Origin of the sequence: Methylobacterium sp. WL119, from assembly GCF_008039875.1 — a bacterium.
Classification (GTDB): domain Bacteria; phylum Pseudomonadota; class Alphaproteobacteria; order Rhizobiales; family Beijerinckiaceae; genus Methylobacterium.
In genome coordinates this window covers 123,732-145,563 of the sequence record NZ_VRUU01000004.1, presented here as the reverse complement: position 1 = coordinate 145,563, position 21,832 = coordinate 123,732, and the positions used below count along the sequence as shown (strand labels likewise).

Annotated in this window: 25 protein-coding genes and 1 pseudogene; 11 read left to right on the top strand and 15 right to left on the bottom strand. The window is 71.4% G+C overall.

Features of this window, described 5'->3' with window-relative positions; all coding sequences use genetic code 11:
• Nucleotides 1-243: pseudogene (locus FV227_RS03790) on the top strand (hypothetical protein); the annotation flags it as partial.
• A 3-nt stretch (nucleotides 244-246) separates the two neighbouring features.
• On the opposite strand, the gene FV227_RS03785 reads toward FV227_RS03790, so the two are convergent.
• From FV227_RS03785 to FV227_RS30260, 3 genes are all read right to left on the bottom strand, one after another.
• Nucleotides 247-681 carry a PRC-barrel domain-containing protein gene (locus FV227_RS03785; RefSeq protein ID WP_147730001.1) on the bottom strand — a complete coding sequence of 145 codons (435 nt, stop codon included), beginning with the start codon at nucleotides 679-681 and terminating at the stop codon, nucleotides 247-249.
• 89 nt (nucleotides 682-770) lie between these two features.
• The gene (locus tag FV227_RS03780; protein WP_147858300.1) at nucleotides 771-1,253 is read right to left on the bottom strand and encodes a DUF2721 domain-containing protein; all 483 of its coding nucleotides are present in this window, start codon (nucleotides 1,251-1,253) and stop codon (nucleotides 771-773) included.
• Nucleotides 1,254-1,370: 117 nt separating this feature from the next.
• Nucleotides 1,371-1,493 (bottom strand): hypothetical protein, encoded by a 123-nt coding sequence (locus FV227_RS30260; protein WP_279593021.1) that lies wholly within the window; start codon nucleotides 1,491-1,493, stop codon nucleotides 1,371-1,373.
• A 215-nt stretch (nucleotides 1,494-1,708) separates the two neighbouring features.
• Between FV227_RS30260 and FV227_RS03775 the strand changes: the two genes are divergently transcribed.
• Nucleotides 1,709-2,065, top strand: a complete 357-nt coding sequence (locus tag FV227_RS03775; RefSeq protein WP_147727136.1) for an SWIB/MDM2 domain-containing protein — start codon at nucleotides 1,709-1,711, stop codon at nucleotides 2,063-2,065.
• 115 nt (nucleotides 2,066-2,180) lie between these two features.
• On the opposite strand, the gene FV227_RS03770 is transcribed toward FV227_RS03775, so the two are convergent.
• Nucleotides 2,181-2,978: an SDR family NAD(P)-dependent oxidoreductase gene (locus tag FV227_RS03770; RefSeq protein ID WP_147858299.1), complete on the bottom strand. Its 798-nt coding sequence runs from the start codon at nucleotides 2,976-2,978 to the stop codon at nucleotides 2,181-2,183.
• Between the two features lie 76 nt (nucleotides 2,979-3,054).
• Complete coding sequence (locus FV227_RS03765) at nucleotides 3,055-4,374, bottom strand: MFS transporter (RefSeq protein WP_246686502.1); 1,320 nt, start codon at nucleotides 4,372-4,374, stop codon at nucleotides 3,055-3,057.
• A 354-nt stretch (nucleotides 4,375-4,728) separates the two neighbouring features.
• On the opposite strand from FV227_RS03765, the gene FV227_RS03760 reads away from it, so the two are divergent.
• Nucleotides 4,729-5,730: an alpha/beta fold hydrolase gene (locus FV227_RS03760; RefSeq protein WP_147727143.1), complete on the top strand. Its 1,002-nt coding sequence runs from the start codon at nucleotides 4,729-4,731 to the stop codon at nucleotides 5,728-5,730.
• Between the two features lie 87 nt (nucleotides 5,731-5,817).
• On the opposite strand, the gene FV227_RS03755 is transcribed toward FV227_RS03760, so the two are convergent.
• From FV227_RS03755 to FV227_RS03745, 3 genes are all read right to left on the bottom strand, one after another.
• Nucleotides 5,818-7,509 carry a methyl-accepting chemotaxis protein gene (locus FV227_RS03755; RefSeq protein WP_147858298.1) on the bottom strand — a complete coding sequence of 564 codons (1,692 nt, stop codon included), beginning with the start codon at nucleotides 7,507-7,509 and terminating at the stop codon, nucleotides 5,818-5,820.
• A 179-nt stretch (nucleotides 7,510-7,688) separates the two neighbouring features.
• Complete coding sequence (gene metW, locus FV227_RS03750; protein ID WP_147727140.1) at nucleotides 7,689-8,399, bottom strand: methionine biosynthesis protein MetW; 711 nt, start codon at nucleotides 8,397-8,399, stop codon at nucleotides 7,689-7,691.
• A complete protein-coding gene (locus FV227_RS03745; RefSeq protein WP_187274668.1) occupies nucleotides 8,396-9,601 on the bottom strand; it encodes a homoserine O-acetyltransferase in 1,206 nt (401 codons plus the stop codon). Before FV227_RS03745 ends, metW begins: the two co-directional genes overlap by 4 nt.
• A gap of 241 nt (nucleotides 9,602-9,842) precedes the next feature.
• Here FV227_RS03745 and FV227_RS03740 point away from each other — a divergent pair, with 241 nt between their 5' ends.
• The 4 genes from FV227_RS03740 to FV227_RS03725 all read left to right on the top strand — a co-directional run bounded on the left by FV227_RS03740 (nucleotide 9,843) and on the right by FV227_RS03725 (nucleotide 13,355).
• A complete protein-coding gene (locus FV227_RS03740) occupies nucleotides 9,843-10,721 on the top strand; it encodes a chorismate mutase (RefSeq protein ID WP_147727141.1) in 879 nt (292 codons plus the stop codon).
• Between the two features lie 100 nt (nucleotides 10,722-10,821).
• Nucleotides 10,822-11,937 carry a histidinol-phosphate transaminase gene (locus tag FV227_RS03735; protein WP_147858297.1) on the top strand — a complete coding sequence of 372 codons (1,116 nt, stop codon included), beginning with the start codon at nucleotides 10,822-10,824 and terminating at the stop codon, nucleotides 11,935-11,937.
• Nucleotides 11,930-12,874 (top strand): prephenate/arogenate dehydrogenase family protein, encoded by a 945-nt coding sequence (locus FV227_RS03730; protein WP_147858296.1) that lies wholly within the window; start codon nucleotides 11,930-11,932, stop codon nucleotides 12,872-12,874. The genes FV227_RS03735 and FV227_RS03730 overlap by 8 nt, the downstream gene beginning before the upstream one ends.
• A gap of 58 nt (nucleotides 12,875-12,932) precedes the next feature.
• Nucleotides 12,933-13,355 carry a PaaI family thioesterase gene (locus tag FV227_RS03725; protein WP_147729261.1) on the top strand — a complete coding sequence of 141 codons (423 nt, stop codon included), beginning with the start codon at nucleotides 12,933-12,935 and terminating at the stop codon, nucleotides 13,353-13,355.
• 60 nt (nucleotides 13,356-13,415) lie between these two features.
• Here the strand turns inward: FV227_RS03725 and FV227_RS03720 are convergent, their stop codons facing one another.
• From FV227_RS03720 to glyA, 5 genes are all read right to left on the bottom strand, one after another.
• Nucleotides 13,416-13,688, bottom strand: a complete 273-nt coding sequence (locus FV227_RS03720) for a hypothetical protein (RefSeq protein WP_147858295.1) — start codon at nucleotides 13,686-13,688, stop codon at nucleotides 13,416-13,418.
• Nucleotides 13,685-14,314: a riboflavin synthase gene (locus FV227_RS03715; RefSeq protein WP_147858294.1), complete on the bottom strand. Its 630-nt coding sequence runs from the start codon at nucleotides 14,312-14,314 to the stop codon at nucleotides 13,685-13,687. The genes FV227_RS03720 and FV227_RS03715 overlap by 4 nt, the downstream gene beginning before the upstream one ends.
• A gap of 3 nt (nucleotides 14,315-14,317) precedes the next feature.
• A complete protein-coding gene (gene ribD / locus FV227_RS03710; RefSeq protein WP_348642588.1) occupies nucleotides 14,318-15,433 on the bottom strand; it encodes a bifunctional diaminohydroxyphosphoribosylaminopyrimidine deaminase/5-amino-6-(5-phosphoribosylamino)uracil reductase RibD in 1,116 nt (371 codons plus the stop codon).
• On the bottom strand, nucleotides 15,430-15,942 hold the full coding sequence (gene nrdR, locus FV227_RS03705) for a transcriptional regulator NrdR (RefSeq protein ID WP_147858293.1): 513 nt from the start codon (nucleotides 15,940-15,942) through the stop codon (nucleotides 15,430-15,432). The genes ribD and nrdR overlap by 4 nt, the downstream gene beginning before the upstream one ends.
• A gap of 137 nt (nucleotides 15,943-16,079) precedes the next feature.
• Nucleotides 16,080-17,384: a serine hydroxymethyltransferase gene (glyA, locus tag FV227_RS03700; RefSeq protein ID WP_147728312.1), complete on the bottom strand. Its 1,305-nt coding sequence runs from the start codon at nucleotides 17,382-17,384 to the stop codon at nucleotides 16,080-16,082.
• Nucleotides 17,385-17,664: 280 nt separating this feature from the next.
• On the opposite strand from glyA, the gene FV227_RS03695 reads away from it, so the two are divergent.
• Together FV227_RS03695 and FV227_RS03690 are read left to right on the top strand one after the other, a co-directional pair.
• Nucleotides 17,665-18,132, top strand: a complete 468-nt coding sequence (locus FV227_RS03695; RefSeq protein WP_147728311.1) for a hypothetical protein — start codon at nucleotides 17,665-17,667, stop codon at nucleotides 18,130-18,132.
• A gap of 68 nt (nucleotides 18,133-18,200) precedes the next feature.
• The gene (locus tag FV227_RS03690) at nucleotides 18,201-18,650 is read left to right on the top strand and encodes a hypothetical protein (protein WP_147728310.1); all 450 of its coding nucleotides are present in this window, start codon (nucleotides 18,201-18,203) and stop codon (nucleotides 18,648-18,650) included.
• 64 nt (nucleotides 18,651-18,714) lie between these two features.
• On the opposite strand, the gene FV227_RS03685 is transcribed toward FV227_RS03690, so the two are convergent.
• Both FV227_RS03685 and FV227_RS03680 read right to left on the bottom strand, forming a co-directional pair.
• Nucleotides 18,715-19,026: a cupin domain-containing protein gene (locus FV227_RS03685; protein WP_147728309.1), complete on the bottom strand. Its 312-nt coding sequence runs from the start codon at nucleotides 19,024-19,026 to the stop codon at nucleotides 18,715-18,717.
• A 63-nt stretch (nucleotides 19,027-19,089) separates the two neighbouring features.
• Nucleotides 19,090-20,253 (bottom strand): hypothetical protein, encoded by a 1,164-nt coding sequence (locus tag FV227_RS03680; RefSeq protein WP_147728308.1) that lies wholly within the window; start codon nucleotides 20,251-20,253, stop codon nucleotides 19,090-19,092.
• A gap of 162 nt (nucleotides 20,254-20,415) precedes the next feature.
• On the opposite strand from FV227_RS03680, the gene FV227_RS03675 reads away from it, so the two are divergent.
• Nucleotides 20,416-21,021, top strand: a complete 606-nt coding sequence (locus FV227_RS03675; RefSeq protein ID WP_147728307.1) for an NnrU family protein — start codon at nucleotides 20,416-20,418, stop codon at nucleotides 21,019-21,021.
• A 95-nt stretch (nucleotides 21,022-21,116) separates the two neighbouring features.
• On the top strand, nucleotides 21,117-21,827 hold the full coding sequence (locus FV227_RS03670) for a tetratricopeptide repeat protein (RefSeq protein ID WP_147858292.1): 711 nt from the start codon (nucleotides 21,117-21,119) through the stop codon (nucleotides 21,825-21,827).
• Nucleotides 21,828-21,832: the final 5 nt, after the last annotated feature.

The window sequence follows — 21,832 nt, the reverse complement described above, 5'->3', positions numbered from 1 at the left end:
CTTCCGGGCCGCGAGGCGCGCATGGCCAACGTCGATTCCGACGGGCGCCCGCTGGCGACGGCGCCGACCCGGACGCTCGACCTGCCCAAGGACAAGCGCAACGACGCGCGCGCCGCGAACGACGGCGCGCGCCGCATCCGCCGCGAGGAGATCGACGGCGAGCCCGCCAGCGGGGGGTCGTCGGGCGGCATGACGCCGTCCCTGACGCCCGGCGGCAGCGTCGGCCTCGGCGGCAAGTTCTGATCGTCAGGCCGCTTTCGGGCCGCGACCGTAATAGTCGTCGAGCCGGCCGCCATAGGCCGGATCGGCGAAGCCGTCCTCGCCGGCGCCGTGGCTCGGCGCGCCGGCGAGCGTCGCCGGGTCGATGTCCACCACGTAGCCGCCGAGCTCGACGCTGTAGGTCAGCGCCTTCCACGGCAGTGGGTGGTGGTTCTCGCCGAGCCCCAGGAACCCGCCGAAGGCGAGCACTGCGTAGGCGACCTGGCCCGAGACCTTGTCGACCATGAAGTTGTGCATCGCGCCGAGGTGCTTGCCGGCGGCATCGTAGACCGCCGTGCCCTCGACCTTGTTGGAGGCGATCAGCCGGACGGTCTCGTCGATGGCGACGCCCTCGGCCGAGGGGTCGAGCTCCATCGAGCCGGCCTTGCGGATGCTGCGCTCGTTGGGAAGATCTGTCGGCATCGCGATACCTTTCGCAGGACTGCACGGACCCGGCATCCCGGGCGTTCGCAGGGGAAAGCTCGGACCCGCGATGGGTTCCGCGGGCCCCTTCAGCCTTCCGGCCCGGCTTCCGCCTGGGCGCGCCGCAGGGCGACACGGTTGCGCACGCCGCGGCTCGCGAACAGCATCTCGGTCCCGAAGGCGACCAGCGCCAGGAGCGTGCACAGGATCGCCGTGCCGAACAACGCGAACAGCACGCCGGCCACGGTGGCGTCGCGCAGCGCGCCGACGAACAGCGTCAGGACGGCGCCGCAGGTCGAGACCCCCGAAAGCGCCGCGAGCACCACGGCCGCGTCGAGCAGCAGCGCCCGCAGCTGCAGGCGGTCGAGCCGGTGGCCGAGGCGGCGGCGCTCCGCCTCGCTCGCGCCCGCGAGCAGGCTCGACGCCCGCTCCGCCTGATCCGACACGCGGGCGAGGCGCGCGCCGAAGACGTTGAGCAGGGTCGCCACCCCGGACAGCAGGAACACCGGCGTCAGCGCCACCTGGATGATGTGCGCGATGCCGTCGAGGGTGTTCGGCTCGAGGCTCGACATGGGCAGAGGTTTCCGCGGCGCGAGGAGGAAGGCGGGAGGGCCGGCCTCCGACGCCGCCAACGTCCGGGCGGCCGGACGGTTCGCGAGGATCCGGCGTCCGCTCCGGCCTTCGCGCCCTCAGATCAATCCGCCGCCATGCGGGTGATCGCAAGCATTCGGCTCGGCGGCAATGCCGATGCCGAGCCCGAGGACCAGGGCGAACGCGGAGACGAAAGCGAGGGCGAGGGCGGTGCTGACCATGCCCGGATCTGTCCTCCGGTTGGGTGAAGAAAGGGTTTCGCGGCGCGAAAACCGGTGCCGAACCCGCCCGCCGGCGCCACACCCTGTGGATGATGAAGGGAACTGTTCCAGTTTTCCCTTGGAACGGCTGCGCTAGCCCTTAGTTCTTGCTGCTATGCTCACCCCTGCTGCGGGGATGTCACGTTCACGCTCGCAGCGAGAACCGGAGGAACCCCATGGCAACCAAGACGACGGAAAAGGCCGCCCCGAAGGCTGCGAAGGAGACCAAGGACGCCAAGCCCGCGAAGGCTGCAGCCCCCAAGGCGACCAAGGCCGCCGCCGGCGCCAAGCCGAACGCCCTGCAGCAGCCGCTGAAGCCCTCGGCCGATCTCGGCGCCATCGTCGGCACCAGCCCGATCCCGCGCGGCGAGGTCGTCAGCAAGGTCTGGGAATACATCAAGAAGCACAACCTCCAGAACCCGGAGAACAAGCGCGAGATCCTCGCTGACGACAAGCTCAAGAAGGTCTTCGGCAAGGACAAGTGCAGCATGTTCGAGATGAACAAGCACCTCGCCGCCCACCTCAAGGCCTGAGCCGCGCCGGACCCGTCGTCGGGTCGATCCGGAGACGCGGTTCCCGGATCGTCCTGCTTCGACGGTGCGCTCGAACGGGGCGGCGCCACGCCGCCCCGCGCGACCCGATCAGGCGTCAGGCGATGTTGCGCAGGACGCCGCCATCCACTCGAAGCGCCGCGCCGCTGGTCGCGCTCGCCGCCGGGCTGCAGACGTAGGCCACCATGTTGGCCACTTCCTCGACGCTGGCCAGCCGTCCGATCAGCGATGTCGGGCGGTGCTCGGCGACGAACTGGCGGCCGAGGGCGTCGAGATCGGCCTCGCCCGATCCGCCGGCCATCTGCTTCATGAAATCGGCGACGCCCTCAGACAGGGTCGGCCCCGGCAGCACGCTGTTGACCGTGACGCCGGTGCCCGAGACCGTCTCGGCGAGCCCGCGCGAGACCGCGAGCTGCGCCGTCTTCGTCATCCCGTAATGGACCATCTCGACCGGGATGTTGATGCCCGACTCGCTGGCGATGAAGACCACGCGGCCCCAGCCCCGCGCCACCATCCCCGGCGCGTAGGCGCGCGACAGACGCACGCCGCTCATCACGTTGACGTCGAAGAAGCGCTGCCAGTCGCCATCGGGGATGTCGAAGAACGGCTTCGGCTCGAAGATCCCCGTGTTGTTGACCAGGATGTCGACGTCCGGCAGCGCCGCGACCAGCGCGGCGACCCCATCGGCCGTCGCCACGTCGCCGACCGCCGCGAAGGCCTCGCCGGCCTGGGTCTTCCCGCGCAGGGCCGCGATGGCCGCCTCGACGCGTTCCGCGGTGCGCCCGTTGATGCCGACGCTGGCGCCGAGGTCGAGGAGCGCCTGGGCGATCCCGAAGCCGATGCCGCCGGTAGAGCCGGTGACGAGGGCGCGGCGGCCCTTCAGGTTCATGTCCATTTCGGTCGATCCCTGGTTGCCGCGATGTCTCGCGATGCCGATCAACGCGCCGGTCCGGCCCCAGGTGGCATGCAGCCTATCCGGCTCTGCCCCGCCGCAGAACGCTGGCGCAGCCGCCGAACACGGCGAGCGCCACCGCGGACCACAGCGCCAGCGACACCGCCCGCTCCGGCCCGGCGCCCTGGGTCATCCCGAAGATCACCGCCACCATCGCCGCGCCGAGGGACTGGCCGGTGAGCCGCGCCGTCGACTGCATGCCGCTCGCCCCGCCGCTGCGCTCGCGCGGGGCGGAAGTGATGATGACCTTGTTGTTCGGCGTCTGGAACAGGCCGAAGCCGAGGCCGCTCAGCGTCAGCCGCCAGACGATGTCGAGGGTCGCCGGGTGCGCCGGCAGCAGCGCCATCGCGGCGATGCCTGACGCCATCAGCGCGAGGCCGATGCCGCCGAGCAGCCCCGGCGGGTAGCGGTCGGCGAGCCGCCCGGCGACCGGCGCCATCGCCGCGATCGCGATCGGCCAGGGCGTCATCAGGAAGCCGGTCTGCGTGCCCGAGAGGTGCAGCACGTCCTGGAAATAGAAGGGCAGGGCGATGTAGGCGCTCATCTGCGCCGCGAACGAGGCGATCGAGGTCGCCATCGACAGCGCGAAGGCCGGGATCCGCAGGAGGTCGACCGGCAGCAGCGGAGCCCGCAGGCGCAGCTGGTACAGCACGAACACCGCGCCGACCGCGACGGCGCCCGCGATCTCGGCGAAGGCGATCGCCCGCCCGTCGGCGTCGCCGAGGCGGTCGACGCCGACGATCAGCAGGCCGAAGGTCAGCGCGTTCAGCACCGCGCTCAACGCGTCGAAGCGCGCCCCGCTGCGCGGCGTCGTCGGCAGCGTCCGCGAGGCGACGAGGAAGGCGAGGCCGCCCACCGGCAGGTTGACCAGGAACAGCCACGGCCAGGACGCCACCGAGAGGATCGCGGCGGCGACCGTCGGGCCGGCCGCGGAGGCGACGGCGACGACGAGCGCCACGTTGCCGACGCCGCGGCCGATCATCCGGTGGGGATAGATGAAGCGCACCAGCGCGATGTTGACGCTCATCACGCCGGCGGCGCCGAGCCCCTGCGCCAGGCGCCCGGCGATCAGGAAGCCGAGGCTCGGCGCGAAGGCGCAGGCGAGCGAGGCCGCGACGAACGCCGCCAGCCCGGCGAGGTACACGCGCTTGTAGCCGAGGATGTCGCCGAGGGAGGCGAAGGGCAGGAGCGCCGCCGTCACCGCGATCTGGTAGCCGTTGACCACGAAGATCGCCGCGGCCGGATCGACCGCGAGGTCCTTGGCCATCACCGGCAGCGCCACGTTGACGATCGCCCCGTCGAGCACCGCCATGGTCATGGCGAGCGACACCGCCGCCATCGCCAGCAGGCGCTCGCGCGGGGGAAGCCCGTCGGCCGGCCTCGCGGCGGCCGGGCTCCCGTCGCCGAGGCCGCTTGCCGCCTGCGCTTCCTCCTCCGCCCCGCGGATCGCGCGTCGTCCGGACGATCCGGCCGTCTCGGTCATCGTCGAAAACCTTGTTCTGGGCCGACCCCGGCCGCCGGCCGCCGTGGGTCCGCCCGGCGCTTGCGCCCGCACATAGCGGCTTCACGCAGGCTTGAGCAGCGCGCCGGTGACATGGCCGCGGGATCCTTCGCCCGTGCGCCGCTTTTCCGCCTTCGCGACGCGCCATCGCGTCGTCGCCTCGATCTGACGGATGACGCCCCGATGCCGACGATGACGCGGACCACCGCCCTGCTGCTCGCCCTGTTGCCGCTGATGCCGATGGCGGCACCGGCGCAGGAGGCACCGCCGCTCGGGATCGGGCTGGAAGGCTTCGCCTACCCGTATCCGGTGCGCTTCCTCGCGCTGTCGCGCGACGGCGAGGCCCAGCGCCTCGCCTACATGGACGTGGCGCCGACCGGCACGGCCAACGGCCGCACGGCGCTGCTGCTGCACGGCCGCAACTTCCCGGCGAGCTACTGGGCGCCGGTCGTCGCGGCGCTGACGGGCGCGGGCTACCGCGTGGTCGCGCCCGACCAGCTCGGCTTCGGCAAGTCCTCGAAGCCCATCGGCCCGTTCACCTTCGACGCGATGGCCGCCGACACCGTCGCGCTGCTCGATCACCTGAACCTGCGCCGGGTCGACGTGGTCGCCCACTCGATGGGCGGGATGCTGGCCGTGCGGTTGGCACGCAACGCCCCCGACCGGGTCAACAGCCTCGTCCTCGAGGCGCCGCTCGGCCTGGAGGATTACCGCTTCAGCGTGCCGCCGGTCGCCAACGACACCCTGCTCAAGCGCGAGGGCGAGCTCACGGCGGCCGCCTACCGCCGGCAGCTGATGACCAGCTACGCGCTCTCGCTGCCGGAATCGGCGATCGAGCCGTTCGTCGAGGTGCGCGAGCGGGTGAAGGGAGCGGGCGAGTATCCGCGCTGGCTGCAATCGTTCGTGAACTCCTACACCATGATCTGGGGCCAGCCGGTGGTGCACGAGATCCCGCTGCTCCCGATGCCGACCCTGTTCGTCATGGGCGGCGCCGATCACAACGCGCCGGGCAAGCCCTACGCCCCGCCGGACCTCGCCGCGAGGATGGGCCGCAACGCCGACAACGCGACGGCGCTGGCCGCGAGGATGCCGAACGGCCGGGCGATCGTGTTCGCGGGCATCGGCCACCTCGTCCACATGGAGGCGACCGACCGCTTCGACGCCGCGATGCTGGAGTTCTTCGACGGGCATTGACCGCCCGGTGTCGCGGCGAAGGCCCGCGAACGGAGGAAGGCCGGGCACGATGCCCGGCCTCGGAGCCGCCCCGGAAAGCCCGGCGGCTCAGGCGGCACGAACGGTTGCGAGGAAGCGGGCGACCTCCGCGCCAAGATGCTCCGACTGACGCGACAGTTCGGACGCCGAGGCCAGCACCTGCGCGGCCGCGGCGCCGGTCTCCTCCGAAGCCTGCGCGACGCCGGCGATGTTGCCGGTGACCTCGCTCGTGCCGGCGGAGGCCTGCGCGACGTTGCGCACGATCTCCTGGGTCGCCGCACCCTGCTCCTCCACCGCCGCCGCGATCGACGCGGCGACCGCGTCGATCTCACGGATGCGCGTCGAGATGGTCCCGATCGCCTGCACCGCCCCTTGCGTCGAGGTCTGGATCTGGGCGATCTGGCTGCCGATCTCGGCGGTGGCGCTGGCCGTCTGGTTGGCAAGCTCCTTCACCTCGGCGGCGACCACCGCGAAGCCGCGCCCGGCCTCTCCGGCGCGCGCCGCCTCGATGGTGGCGTTGAGCGCCAGCAGGTTGGTCTGGCCGGCGATGTTCGAGATCAGCCCCACCACGTCGCCGATCTTGGCGGCCGCCTGGCTCAGTTCGTGAACCAGGCGTCCGGTCTGCTCCGCTTCGGAGACCGCCGTCTGCGCGAGGTCGGCCGAGCCGGAGACCTGCCGCCCGATCTCCTGGACCGACGAGCCGAGCTCTTCCGCCGCCGCCGCCACGGTATTCACGTTGGAGGCCGCCTCCTCGGCGGCGGCCGCCACGGTGGACGATTGGCTGGCCGTCTCCCGTGCGGTCGCGGTCATCGTCTGGGCGGTGGCCTGCAGCTCGGTGGCGGAGGAGGACACCATGCCGACGATGCCGCCGACCGCCCGTTCGAACCCGTCGGCCAGCTCCGTCATGACGCGCTTGCGCTCGGAGGCCGCCGCCGCGTCGGCGATGCCCTTGATCTCCGCCTGCTCGGCGGCCTTCCGGGCAACCATGGCCGTGATGCCTTCGACGGCCCGGCCGACGTAGCCGACCTCGTCGCCGCGGCGCGCCTCGGCGATCTGCGCATCGATCTCGCCGTTTTCCATACGTCGGAGGACGACGACCAGCCGACCCAGCGGACGCGTGATGCCGACGATCGACACCAGGGTCGCGGCGACGAGGCCGACCAGGAGGCCGAGAGCGGCCAGCGCCATCAGGGTGTAGCGCGTCGCATTCGTCTGATCGCTCAGGACGTCGGACTGATGCTCCATATAGGCGGCAATGTCGTGCGCGAGCCTGCTGCCTTCGTCCGTCATGGTGGCGAAGGTCGGATCGATGGCGCGGTGCACGAGGGCTATGGCGTCCGCGTTCTCGTTCGCGGTCCCGAGCCTGCGCACCTCGGTCACGTCCTTGAGGAACCGGTCGACCCGGGCGTTCTGCGCCTCGACGCGCGCGCCGAAGGCAGGCGCCTGCTCGCGGAGGTCGGCCAGCGCCTGCCTCATGTTGGGCAGCACCGCCTCGAAGCCCGCATTGGCGCTCTTGATCTGGGCCTCGTCGGTCTCGGCGATGATGCGGTAGACCCAGTAGTTGAGCTCGAACATCAGGCCGTTTGCCCGGCGCGCGCTCGCGACACCTTTCGCCTCGTGGACGATCAGGAGGCTGTAGGCGTCGTCGATCGTGGTCATGCGCGCCTGCGCATACCAGACGCATCCACCGACGACGACGGCGATCGATGCGATCACGGCAATGAGCTTCGGCAGGATTTTGATGTTTGAAAGACGGAGCATCGATCTATCCGATCACGTTGAACAGCCGAAGATCGCCCAAGATCGCTTAAATCGCGGTTAACCAATACCTCTGCGGATCTTGGAGTGGGCTCACGAATGCTCACGGCTTCGTGAGAAGATGCGCGATCGACGCGATCGATGTCCGCCTCGGCTCGATGCCGCCCGGCGCGGTCGACCGATCAGCCGGCTCCGAGGCGGCCCCGCCTGAGCAGGAACACCCCCTGCGCGCCGATCAGGTTCCAGAACCACCACGGCATCGAGAAGCGCATCGGCCGTCCGCGCGCGTCGAGCGCCGCCGCCTTCTCGATGTGGGCGTCGACCGCCCGGCACAGCTCGACGAAGTCGCGCATGGTGCAGTGGTGGATGTTCGGCGTCTCGTACCAGGCTTCCGGCAGGATCTCGGTGATCGGCATCCGCCCGCGGAAGGCGAGCTCGGCCCGCACCCGCCAATGACCGAAGTTCGGGAACGAGATCACCACCTGCCGGCCGATGCGGAGCAGGTGCTCCAGCACGATGCGCGGGTTGCGCGTCGCCTGGATGGTCTGGGACAGGACCACCACGTCGAACGCGTCGTCGGGGTAGTTCTCGAGGTCGGTGTCGGCGTCGCCCTGGATCACCGGCAGGCCGCGGGCGAGGCAGGCGTTCACGCCCTCGCGCGACAGCTCGATGCCGCGCCCGTCGACGCCGCGCCGGTCGCGCAGCAGCGCCAGCAGCGAGCCGTCGCCGCAGCCGATGTCGAGGACGCGCGCGCCGGGCGGCACCAGCCCGAGGACCACGAGGTGGTCGACGCGGGCGCCGCCGGATTCGGGCGTGCGCGGCAGGTCGTCCGCCGCCTCCCAGGGCGTGCCGGAGGCGGCGTCGCCGAAGGACAGGTCCTCGCGCCCGCTCACAGCCCGCGCGCCCGGGCGGCCGCGTCGATGAACCCGCGGGCCGCCGAGAACAGCGTCGGCTCGTCGAGGAGGAACGCGTCGTGGCCCTTGTCGCTCTCGACCTCGACGAAGGCGACCGGGGCCGAGGCGGCGTTCAGCGCGTGCACGATCGCCCGGGAATCGGCCGTGGGGAACAGCCAGTCGGAGGTGAACGAGATCACGCAGAACCGCGTCTTCGTGCCCTTGAAGGCGTTGGCGAGCACGCCGCCGTGGTCGGCGGCGAGGTCGAAGTAGTCCATCGCCCGCGTCAGGTAGAGGTAGGCGTTGGCGTCGAACCGCTCGACGAAGCTCAGGCCCTGGTGGCGCAGGTAGCTCTCGATCTGGAAGTCGGCGTTGAACGAGAAGGTCGGCGCCGAGCCGCCCTGGAAGCGCCGCCCGAACTTCCGGTGCAAAGCCGGCTCGGACAGGTAGGTGATGTGCGCGCCCATCCGCGCGACGCCGAGGCCCTTCGAGGGGCGCGTGCCGGCCTCGAGATAGCGACCGTCGGCCCAGGCGGGGTCGGCCATGATCGCCTGCCGGCCGACCTCGTGAAAGGCGATGTTCTGCGCCGAATGGCGCGCGCCCGTGGCGATCGGCATCGCCGCGAACACGCGCTCAGGGTAGAGCGAGGCCCATTGCAGCACCTGCATCCCGCCCATCGAGCCGCCGATGCACAGGAACAGGTCCGCGATGCCGAGATGGTCGAGCAGCATCGCCTGGGCGCGGACCATGTCGCGGATCGTGACCAGCGGGAAGTCGAGCCCGTAGGCCGAGCCCGTCGCGGGGTCGATCGAGGCCGGGCCGGTCGAGCCCATGCACGAGCCGATCACGTTGGAGCAGACGACGAAGTAGCGGTCGGTGTCGATCGGCTTGCCCGGGCCGACCAGCGTCGTCCACCAGCCGGGCTTGCCGGTGACGGGATGGGGGTGGGCGAAGTGCTGGTCGCCGGTGAGCGCGTGGCAGATCAGCACCGCGTTGGTGCGCGCGGCGTTGAGGGTGCCGGCGGTCTGGTAGGCGACCTGGAACGGCGCGAGCGCGGCGCCCGAATCCATGGTCAGCGGCTGCCCGGCCTCGAACCGCGCGACGAGCCCCGCCGGGTCGCGCGCCTGCGACGGCTCGCGGCTGCGGATCTCGGGCTCCGTCGCGGAGGCGGCCGTGACGGCCGTATCGAGGGGATTGTCCATGAGGCGTCTGGAAACGGCTTCTCGCGCGCCGAAGGGGCCGAAGGAATCGCGAGGCCGCCCGCTTCCCGCGCCCGCCGCTGCACCGGACGTAGTGTGCCCGCCGCCGAGCGTCAACGAAAGGGGCCGCCGGAAGGCCGTTCATCCGCCCTCCGTTGTCGATCGCACGGCCCTGCCGCGCTGGCCCTTCGGCGCGGCGGGCCGTAAACACGCGCGAGCAGCCCCGTCCTCAGCTTGTCGAACCATGCGCTTCCCCAAACGAGCCGCGCCGCCGATGGAAGACCTCGCCGCCCTCCGGGCCGAGATCGATCGGATCGACGCCGAGATGCACGCGCTGCTGATCCAGCGCGGCGGGATCATCGACCGGCTGATCGCGGTGAAGGGCACCTCGGCCTCGGGCTCCGCCTTCCGTCCCGGTCGCGAGGCCGCGATGATGCGGCGCGTCGCCGAGCGCCACCGCGGGCTGCTGCCGCTCGACACCGTCGAGGGGATCTGGCGGGTCATCATCGCGACGTTCACCTACGTCCAGGCGCCGTTCTCGGTGCATGCCGACATCTCCGCCGGCGATCCGGCGATGCGCGACTCCGCCCGCTTCCACTTCGGCTTCACCGTGCCCTACCGGCCCCACCCGACCTGCGCGGCGGTGATCGAGGCGGTGGCGGCCTCGCGCGGCGACCTCGGCATCTTCCGCTTCGACCCGCGCGCCGCCCAGGTGCCCGCGAAGGGGGCGGCGAAGGGAGAGGCCTGGTGGGAGGGCCTGATCGGCGCGGGCCGGCCGAAGGTGATCGCCCGGCTGCCCTTCATCGAGCGGCCGGCCCACCCGGCCGGCACGCCGGTCTTCGTGGTGGCCAAGCCCCTCGACGATCCGGCGGCGGCGCAGCGCGACTGGGTGCTGTGGGCGGTGCGCTGCGGTGCCTGGACGGAGGAGGCCGAGCGCGCCGTGCAGGGGCTCTACGGCGAGGTGGTGGCGCGGGCCAAGCCCAAGGGCGAGGTCGAGCGCCTGCTGCTGGCGGTGCCGGGCGGCGTTGGCACGCGGCAGCTCGCCGAGGCCCTGGACGGGGCGGGCGCGGCGGTGTCGAGCCTCGACGAGACCGGCAGCCACGCGGCGCGGTTCCGGGTGTGAGGGCCGCCGGGCGCCCGATCCGGTCGCGCCCCGCTTCATCGCGGCGCGAAATGCTGTAGACGGGCGCCACCCGCGTTTCTTCTGCAGGCTGCGAACACCAATGTCCGCCTCTCCCCGTCTCCGCCCGGTGCCCCGTCCGGGCGTCCTGGCGATCGACCCCTACGTGCCCGGCAAGAGCGGGGCGCCGGGTCACGCCAAGATCCACAAGCTGTCGTCGAACGAGACGCCGCTCGGCCCGAGCCCGGCGGCGATGGCGGCGATGCAGACGGCCACGGCCAAGCTCGAGAACTATCCCGACGGCACCTCCACGCTGCTGCGGACCGCCATCGCGGCGCGCTACGGCATCGACGCGGGCCGCGTCGTCTGCGGCGCGGGCTCGGACGAGCTGCTCTCGCTGCTCGCCTACGCCTATATCGGCCCCGGCGACGAGGGCGTCTTCTGCGAGCACGGGTTCCTGGTCTACCGCATCGCCATCCTGGCGGCGGGCGGCACCGCCGTGGTCTCTCCCGAGCGCGACCTCACCGCCGACGTCGACGCGATCCTCGCCGCCGTGACCCCGCGGACGAAGATCGTCTACGTCGCCAACCCCAACAACCCGACCGGCACCTACCTGCCGCTGGCCGAGGTGCGGCGCCTGCATGCCGGCCTGCCGGGCGACGTGCTGCTGGTCCTCGACGGCGCCTACGCCGAGTACGTCCAGGCGGACGACTACGCGGCCGGGCTCGAGCTCGCGCGCGACGCCGACAACGTCGTGATGACCCGCACCTTCTCCAAGATCCACGGGCTCGCCGCCCTGCGCGTCGGCTGGATGGTCGGGCCGGCCCACGTGATGGACGCGGTCAACCGCATCCGCGGGCCGTTCAACCTGTCCACCGCCGGCATGGCGGCCGGGGCGGCGGCGCTCGCCGACGAGGCGCACGCCGCGACGGCCGCCGCCCACAACGCCGAATGGCTGCCGCGGATGATCGCGGGCGCCCGCGCGCTCGGCCTGACCGTGACGCCGAGCGTGGCGAACTTCATGCTCGTGCATTTTCCCGACGTGCCCGGCCGCACGGCGGCCGACGCCGACGCCTTCCTGACCGGGCGCGGGGTGATCGTGCGCCGGGTGGCGGCGTACGGGCTGCCGAATGCGCTCCGCGTGACGATCGGCAGCGTCGAGAGCAACGAGGCCTTCCTCGGCGCGCTCGGCGCCTTCGTCCGAGGCGACCATGCCTGAGGCCGCGCCGCTCGGCTGCCTCGCCATCGTCGGCCTCGGCCTGATCGGCTCGTCGATCGCCCGCGGCGCCCGCCGCTACGGGCTGGCCGAGCGCATCGTCGCGATCGACGCGGACGCCGCCGTCCGCGCGCGGGTGCTCGATCTCGGCATCGCCGACGACGTCACCGGCGATGCCGCCGCGGGCGCGGCGCTGGCCGACCTCGTGATCCTGTGCGTGCCCGTCGGCGCCATCGGCCCGGTCGCCGCCGCGATGGCGCCGCACCTGAAGCCGGGTGCCGTCGTCTCGGACGTCGGCTCGGTGAAGGCGTCGGTCGTCGCGGCCGTCACCCCGCACCTGCCCGACGGCATCGTGTTCGTGCCCGGCCATCCGGTGGCCGGCACCGAGTATTCCGGGCCGGATGCCGGGTTCTCGACGCTGTTCTCCGGGCGCTGGTGCATCCTGACCCCGCCGGAGGACGCGCCCGAGGCCGCCGTCGCGCGGGTGCGCGCGCTGTGGCAGGGGCTCGGCGCCGTCGTCGAGACGATGACGCCGGAGCACCACGACCTCGTGCTCGCCATCACCAGCCACGTGCCGCACCTGATCGCCTACAACATCGTCGGCACCGCCGCCGACCTCGAGCAGGTGACGCAGTCCGAGGTGATGAAGTTCTCGGCCGGCGGCTTCCGCGACTTCACCCGCATCGCCTCCTCGGACCCGACGATGTGGCGCGACATCTTCCTCAGCAACCGCGAGGCGGTGCTGGAGATGCTCGGGCGCTTCAGCGAGGACCTCTCGGTGCTGACCCGTGCGATCCGCTACGGCGACGGCGCGGCCCTGCACGACCTGTTCACCCGCACCCGCGCGATCCGCCGGGGCATCGTCGCGCAGGGGCAGGAGACGGCCGAGGCCGATTTCGGCCGCGCGCGCGCGGCCGAGGGCGTTCCCAAGGCGGGGTGACCCGCGATCCCGGTCGCCCGCCTTGCCGCCGGCGCACCGCCATGCTGGAACGGCCCTCATGACCGCGATGACGCTTGCCGAGACCCGCGACTTCCTCGACCGGGAGTTCCCGCAGATGCAGGCGGGCGGGCGCGCCTACCACCTGGAGGCCGTCGGCCCGCTGACCGCGCGGATGCGGCTCGACGGCGACGCGCGCTTCCTGCGCCCGGGCGGCACGCTGTCCGGCCCGTCGATGATGGCGCTGGCCGACTATGCGCTCTACGCGGCCATCCTCGCCCAGATCGGCCCGGTGGCGCTCGCGGTGACCACGAGCCTGACCTTCAACTTCCTGCGCAAGCCCGCGGGGCTGGTGCTGATCGCCGACGTGACGCTGCTGAAGCTCGGCCGGCGCCTCGCCGTCGGCGAGGTGCGGATCACGGCGCCGGGCTCGGACGACCTCGTCGCCCAGGCGAACGGCACGTACTCGATCCCGCCGCGGTGAGGGCCTACCGATCCGCGTAGCGGGACCACAGCATGACGCCGAAGCCGACGGCGACCGCCATCAGCGGCGCGACGACGAAGGCCACGATCTGAATGTCGGCCATGGCTGCAGCCTTCCACGAATGATGCGCGCGCACCCGTGGAGGGCGATGCTCGCAAGGAAGAAGATCGCGATGCCTCCCGACAGCGTCAACGCCGACAGGTTGGACCGTCCCGAAACCCCGAAGACGGTCGCAACGAGCGCCGCGACCACGCCCGCGGTGAACAGGCCGCCCGCGGCGGTGTTCAGGTAGGCGGCGGAGAGCTTGATCCGCTCGTTCGAAATCAGGCTCACGCCGCGCTCCCGCGGCCCTCCGCGAGCCGCGCGGCGTAGCGCGCGATCAGGTCGACCTCGAGGTTCAGCCGGTCGCCGACGCGGCGCTCGCCCCAGGTGGTGACCTCCAGCGTGTGCGGGATCAGCAGGACCGAGAAGGTGTCGCCCTCGACCGCGTTGACGGTCAGCGACGTGCCGTCGAGGCAGACCGAGCCCTTCTTGGCGATGAAGTGGGCGACCCCGGCGGGCGCCCGCAGGGTGAACCGTTCGCTCGCGCCCCAGGCGCCGGCGGTGACGGTCTCGCGGGCGAGGATCTCGGCGACGCCGTCGACGTGGCCGGTGACGAGGTGGCCGCCGAGCTCGTCGCCGATCTTCAGCGAGCGCTCCAGGTTGATTCGGGTGCCGGCCTCCCACCCGCCGACCGTGGTCAGCGCCAGCGTCTCGGCGGCGGCGTCCACCGCGAAGACGCAGCCGCCCTCGGCCGGCTCGATCGACACCGCCGTAAGGCAAGGGCCGGAGCAGGCGATCGAGGCGCCGAGCGCGATCGTGGCCGCATCGTAGGCGGCGCGGATCGTGAGGCGGCGCATCCGTGCATCGCCCGAGACCGAGAGCACCGTTCCGACGTCGCTGACGAGACCCGTGAACATCGCTTAAGCCTCACTCCGTTCGTAGGTCACGGCCCGGTCCGCCCCGAGGTCGAGGGACTGGGCGATCCGGAACCGTCCGCTCTCCAGCGCCTGCCCGAGATGCGGGCCGACCGCCGGCAGGCCGCCCTGCGGACCGCAGGTGCCGGGCCCGGTGATCAGGGTGCAGGAATCCACGAGATCGGCCTCGGTCAGCGCGTCGGCAAGGTGAGGGCCGCCCTCGCTGCAGAGCCGCGTCAATCCGCGCTCGCCGAGCATCGCCAGCGCCGCGTGCAGGTCGACCCGCCCGCGCGCGTCGGCGGCGACGCGCACCACCGCGACGCCGAGCGATTCGAGCATCCGCTTGGCATGGGCCGGGGCGCTCCGCGTCGTCACGACCAGCGTCGGGACGTCGTGGGCGCCGCGCACGAGCACGCTCGACGGCGACAGCCGCAGCTGCGAATCCAGCACCACCCGCAGCGGCGAGCGACCGCCGAGGCCGGGCAGGCGCACGGTGAGCGAAGGGTCGTCGGCGCGCGCCGTGCCGATGCCGATCAGGATCGCGTCGGCATGGGCCCGCCACAGGTGCACCGCGCCGTCGGCGATCGCGCCGGTGATGCGCAGGCGCGCCGTGTCGGAGGCGGCGGCGAACCCGTCCCGCGTCCGGGCGAGCTTGAGGTGGAGGTGGGGCCGCCCGTGGGTGATCCGCGCCACGTGCCCGGCATGGTCGCGCCGGGCCTCGGTGCCCAGCAGCCCGGTCTCGACCCGGATGCCGGCCGCCCGCAGGAGCGCGTGGCCGCGGCCGGAGACCCGCGTGTCGGGATCCTCCATCGCGCTGACGACCCGCGCGATGCCTGCCGCGACGATCGCGTCGGTGCAGGGCGGCGTGCGGCCGTGATGCGAGCACGGCTCCAGCGTGACGTAGAGGGTCGCGCCCCGGGCCGCCGCGCCGGCATCGGCGAGCGCCAGGGGCTCGCCGTGCGGGCGGCCGCCGGGGGCGGTGACGCCCTGGCCGACGATCCGCTCGGCGCCCGGTTCGCCCGCGACCACCACGGCGCCGACCGAGGGGTTCGGCCAGGTCCGCCCGAGGTTGCGCTGCCCGAGCGCGAGGGCGAAGCGCATGAAGCGCGCGTCGGCCGTCACGAGCGCGACCGTGCCGTGCGCGGCTTGCCCGCCGCGACGCCCTCGGGCGGCTCGACGCCGGCCTCCGCCAAGGTGCCGAGCAGGTCCTCGAAGTCCTTGGCCTCGCGGAAGTTCTTGTAGACGGAGGCGAAGCGCACGTAGGCGACGTCGTCGAGGCCCTTCAGGCCCTCCATCACCAGCTCGCCGATCGCCTCCGAGGTGATCTCGGCCTCGCCGCCGCTCTCGAGCTGGCGGGTGATGCCGCTGACCAGCCGCTCGATCCGCTCGGGGTCGACCGCGCGCTTGCGCAGGGCCACGCCGATCGAGCGCTGCAGCTTGTCGCGCTCGAACGGCACGCGCTTGCCCGAGCGCTTGAGCACCACGAGCTCGCGCAGCTGCACGCGCTCGAAGGTGGTGAAGCGGCCGGCGCAGTCCGGGCAGACCCGGCGGCGGCGGATCGCGGCGCCGTCCTCGCTCGGCCGCGAATCCTTCACCTGCGTGTCGGAGCCGCCGCAATAGGGACACCGCATCGGGCGGACCTTCTCATCGAGCCGGAAAGACGGCGGCCTCTCGGGAAACGAGAACGGCCGCGGATCGAGGCGATCCGCGGCCGTCTCTATCGTGTTGCAGTGCACGCCGGAAGGCTTCCCTTCCGGCGGCGTCCGGATCAGCCGTAGATCGGGAACCGGTCGGTGAGGGCGTGGACGCGGGTCTTGACCGAGGCCTCGACCGTGGAATCCCCGGCCTCGCCGTTCGCCACGAGCCCGTCGAGCACCTCGACGATGAAGCCGCCGATCTGCTTGAACTCGGCGACGCCGAAGCCGCGCGAGGTGCCGGCCGGCGTGCCCAGGCGGATGCCCGAGGTGATCGTCGGCTTCTGCGTGTCGAAGGGGACGCCGTTCTTGTTGCAGGTGATGTCGGCCCGCGACAGCGCGGCTTCCGCCGCCTTGCCGGTGAGGCCCTTCCGCTGCAGGTCGACCAGCATCAGGTGGTTGTCGGTGCCGCCCGAGGTGATGTCGTAGCCGCCCGACATCAGGGTGTCGGCCAGCGCCTTGGCGTTCTCGATCACTTGGCGGGCGTAGATCTTGAACTCGGGCTTCAGGGCCTCGCCGAAGGCCACGGCCTTGCCGGCGATGACGTGCATGAGCGGGCCGCCCTGCAGGCCGGGGAAGATCGCCGAGTTGAACTTCTTGGCGAGCGCCTCGTCGTTCGTCAGGATCATGCCGCCGCGCGGGCCGCGGAGCGTCTTGTGGGTCGTCGTGGTGGCGACGTGGGCGTGCGGGAACGGCGACGGGTGCACGCCGGCGGCGACGAGGCCGGCGAAGTGCGCCATGTCGACGAAGAAGTACGCGCCGACCGCGTCGGCGATCTCACGGAACTTGGCGAAGTCCCAATGGCGCGGATAGCCCGAGCCGCCGGCGATGATCACCTTCGGCTTGTGCTCGTGGGCCAGCGCTTCGACCTGCTCCATGTCGATGCGCTGGTCGTCGCGGCGCACGGTGTAGGAGACCGGCTTGAACCACTTGCCCGAGACGTTCGGGGGCGCGCCGTGGGTGAGGTGGCCGCCGGCGGCGAGGTCGAGGCCGAGGAAGGTGTCGCCCGGCTGCATCAGGGCCATGAACACGCCCTGGTTCGCCTGGCTGCCGGAGTTCGGCTGCACGTTGGCGAAGCCGACGCCGAACAGGCGCTTGGCGCGCTCGATGGCGAGGTTCTCGGCGATGTCCACGAACTGGCAGCCGCCGTAGTAGCGACGGCCGGGATAGCCCTCCGCGTACTTGTTGGTCAGCACCGAGCCCTGCGCCTCGAGCACGGCGCGCGAGACGATGTTCTCGGAGGCGATCAGCTCGATCTCGTGCTGCTGCCGGCCGAGCTCCTGCTCGACGGCCTTGGCGATCTCCGGATCCGCGTCGCTCAGCGGGGCCGCGAAGAAGGAGTTCGAAAAATGCTTGTCGGAAGCGGTACCAGCGCTCATGGATGGCCTCTGTTCTTGTATGCGGGCGAAATCGGCGCGCTCGTCCCGTCAGCGTGCACGGGCGAGCCTTCGTAGCGCTACTCTCTACACGCGTGCGTGGAAGCCGCCAACACAGGCCTTTTTGCCGCGGGGGCAAGAAAAGTTGAGGCCGGGCGCCCGGCAGCGTCAACTGCACGCTGAAAGCACGGCTGGGCGATCGGCCGTGCCTCGCTCCACAGCGCTATAGGAAAATTGACTTTATTAGGAATATATGGCAAGGCCTCTTCGGGGGAGCTTTGGCATGAACGAACGTCGAGACCAGCTTCGATTCGCGCACAGAGTTGCAGAGATCCGCCTGCGGATTGCGATGCTGTCCGTGCTCAGCCATTCCCTCAAAGCCGGCTTTCGCCCGGATCAACCCCGAGGCCCGGATGGTCGCTGGACCGGCGGCGCCGGTCAGATCGTGCGCAGCCAGATAGAGAAAACCGGGAACGCAAGGATCGACGCGAAGACCGAGCTTCTTGTGGATGTCGTCAAGGAGGCAATCTCGATCTCGGGAGATGTCCGTGTGCCGGCCTACGGCGTCCGATTGCATGCTGCGACCGCTCGATTGATTCGCAATCTGGATATTCCAGGTATCGGCCGGCACGGCGTCGAGCAAAGCTTCAGCCTGGGCGATAGTGTTCGTTATGGGCTGGAGGGACGCGTGCGGACCGACGTGGTCTTGCGCGATGGAAGAACATCCTCGGCGCTGATATCGGCGATATGAGATTTCAAGACGGAACAGGACGAAGATAAGCGTTTTTGCCGACATCCACTGGTTTTGAGGGACAGAACATGACGATGGAAGCCTACGCGTTCTGCGCCCGTCCGATCAAATCGATCGAAGACTGGCAAGCGTCGATCGATGCCCTCGGGTTCGATCTGAGATTGAGATCGGCTCGCGATCTCGCGGATCATCGGGGGCACCTTCCGGCGCTTTGGCGTGGCCGAGAAGCCGGGTTAGAGTTCGGCGCTTGCGCGTTCGCGGAACTGGCGGAAACGTACGACGACATCGATCTCGGCGGGCCGTGGCCCTACGCCTACGCCTTCTATTTCGCGGCTTTGCCGAGTTGCGTCGGCACGTGGCTGGCGCTGGCCGCCTGCCTGACGCTGACCGACGGCGTGGCTTTCGACCCGCAAGAGGGAAGAATTCTTCGACCCGGAGAGGCCGCACGCTATGCGCAGGATACCGAGAACGAGGTCGATCGGATCGAGTCAGGGGAGGTCGGTCGGACGCCTTCATAGATGTCGAAGGTTGGAGGGGCCCGCCGACATGGGTCGCGTCGAACGACGGACCCATCCGCCGGCCTCACGCCGACACGTTGATCTCCACTAGCACCGTCTCCGTCTCGAACTCCGCCGCGTGCCACGCCTCCGCGGGGAAGTGGAACACGCTGCCGGGGCCGAATGCCGCACGGCCCTGCTCGGTCTCCAGGATGCCTGAGCCGGAGAGCACCTGCACGAACTGCTCGTGCGCGTGGCTGTGCCGCGCCGCCGAGGTGCCCGCTGGGACGACGATCCGCACGAGGCTGGCGCCCGCGCCCGGGATCGTGCGCTTGGCGACGCCGTTTTCCGCGACGGTCTCGTCGCGTTCGTCCCAGGCGAGCAGGTGGTCGGTCATGGTGGCCTCGTGGTCAGCCCTCGAACATGATGCAGGCGCGGTCCCGGTCAACGCACGATGCGCTCACGGCCACACCTTGATCGCCACCGGCCGCCGCAGCAGGTCGCGGTCCGAGGTGATGGTGCAGCCCTCCGTCCGCAGCGTGACGTAGGTGAGGATCGCGGTGTCGCCGACGTCGTCGAAGTTCCGGCCCTCGGCCCTGGGGTCGAGGAGGGACGGGTAGGCGATCAGGCCGCCCGGCGCCGCGCAGGGGTCGTCGTAGAGCGTCGCCCCAGCGACGAGCAGCCGCGGCACGTCCCAGGTCAGAAGGTCGCGCGAGCTCGTCCAGTAGAAGCCCGATTGCGCGAACCCGTCACCCGCCTTGGCCATGAACAGGGCGACGAAGGCGCCGGTGCCGCGATGGCGGACCACCGCCCCGACGGGCGTCGGGAACGGCGCCACCGGCTTGCAGGCCTCGGCCCGCGCGCCCTTGGTGCGATACGGATCCGGGAAGGACGCGGTGAAGCCGGTGCCGGTCCAGGCGCGCCAGCTCGCCGCATCGCCGGGCGTGGCGGTGCGGAACAGGCACACCCCGGCCTCCTGATCCCCGGGCCGGTCCCAGCCGGTGGTCGAGACGAAGACGTAGCGGAAGCGCCCGTCGGCGAAGACGTTCGACGGGTTGAAGAAGCCGCGGTGACGCCCCTGGCCGACCTCCTGCCGGAACGGGGCCGCCATCGCCACCGCGGGCGGGGTCGTGCGCAGGAAGCTGCGGCCGCCATCCGCGGAGGCGGCGGCGGTGATCGTGTTGTACCAGCAGGCCTCGTAGGTCTCGGCCGTGCAGCGGCCCGGATGCTCGTTCGCCTGGTACTCGTGGTGCACCAGCGCGGCGATCCGGGCGCCGTCCTCGGTCCAGGTGGCGGTGATCCAGGAGCGGTCGTCGTAGAGCGCCGGGTCGGCCTTCTCGCCCGAGTCGAGCACCACCGTGCAGTCGAGCTTGAGGTGGTCGAGGTCCGGCCCGCGCAGGGCCCGGTTGCGGTAGTGCATGCCGAACAGGGCGACCGCACCGGTGGCATCCCGGAACGCGCGGGCCGAGGCGTCGGGCACGTCGGCGCCGTCACAGGCGTCGCGCCCGGCCTTGAACACGATGCTCGGCGGCCCGACCAGGGTCAGGCTCGACAGCGGCGGCTCGGCGGCCGCCTGCGCGAGCGCCGGCAGCGACAGGAGAAACAGCGCGAGGCGGAGCCGCATGGGACGAGACCGATGGGTGCGCCGAAAGCGCACTTGGACGAGGAGCGCGCACGGACGACGGTCGCGCGCCTGGACAAACCACGGGAGTTTCTGTTCAGAACCGTTACAGAATGGCTTCCCGCCGGTGCGGGGGCCCGATCCTCCCGAGCCGAGTCCCCATCCATGCTGATCCTGATCCTCGGGCTGGTGCTGTTCCTCGGCACCCACGCCTTCTCGATGCTGCGCGCCAAGCGCTCCGAGGTCGTCGGCCAAGTCGGCGAGGGCAAGTACAAGCTCGGCTACACCCTGCTCTCGGTCCTCGGCCTCGTGCTGATCGGTGTCGGCTTCCACAACTATCGCGTCGACGGGTACATCCCGGTCTGGGATCCGCCGGTCTGGACGCGCCACCTGTCCCTGGTGCTGGTGCTGCTCGCCTTCATCGTGCTGGCCTCGGCCTACCTGCCGGGCCACATCCGGGCGAAGGCCAAGCACCCGATGCTGCTCGCCGTGAAGATCTGGGCGACGGCGCACCTGCTCGCCAACGGCGACCTCGGCTCGATCCTGCTGTTCGGCTCGTTCCTGGCCTGGGCGGTGATCGCCCGGATCAGCGCCAAGCGCCGCGCGCTCACGGCGGGTCAGGTCGTCGCGCAGCACGGGGGCGCCGCGGCCCCTGCGGGCTGGCGCAACGACGCGATCGCGGTGGTCGTCGGCGTCGTCGCCTGGTTCGTGTTCGGCAAGTATCTCCACCCGATCCTGATCGGCGTCTACGCCTGGCCGGGCCAGGCGTAGACGCCGCCCGGTCGCCAAACCGGCGCCCGCGTGCTAGGCGCGGGGCCAATCGAGACGCTTCAGGTCGTCCGGCTCGCGCGCCGGACCGGGATACGATGGCTGAGAACAACGAGTTCATCCGCGAGGTCAACGAAGACTATCGCCGCGACAAGGTCGCCGAGATCTGGCGCCGCTACAGCGGCGTGATCATCGCGGTGGCGATCCTGGTGGTCGCCGGCGTCGGCGGCTGGCGCTACTGGCAGACGGGCCAGCGCAACGCGGCCGAGGCCGCCTCGCAGCAGTTCGACGAGGCCAACCGCCTGGCCCGCGACGGCAAGGTGGCGGAGGCCGACAAGGCGTTCGACGCCCTCGAGGCGCAGGGGCCGGCCGGCTACCGCCTGCTCGCCCAGTTCCGCTCGGCCGCCGAGACCGCCAAGCGCGACCCGGCCGCGGGTGCCGCCGCGTTCGAGGCGATCTCCGGCGACACGGCGCTCGGCGACGGCCTGCGCGACCTCGCGCGGCTCCGCGCGGCGCTGATCCGCCTCGACCTGCCCGATCCGGCGCCCGCGCTCGCCAGCCTGCAGAGCCTGGCCGCCGGCACGCCGTTCCGCTTCACCGCCCGCGAGATGCTCGGGCTGACCGCCCTGAAGAACGGCCAGTACGACGAGGCCGGGCGCTGGTTCGACCAGCTCAACATGGACCCCGAGACGCCGCAGAACCTGCGCCAGCGCATCGAGGTCTACGTCGCCCTGGTCGCCGGCGGTCCCGTGACGGTGACCGAGGCGAAGCCCGAGCCCGCCGCGCCCCCGCCGCCGATCACGCGCTGATCGCT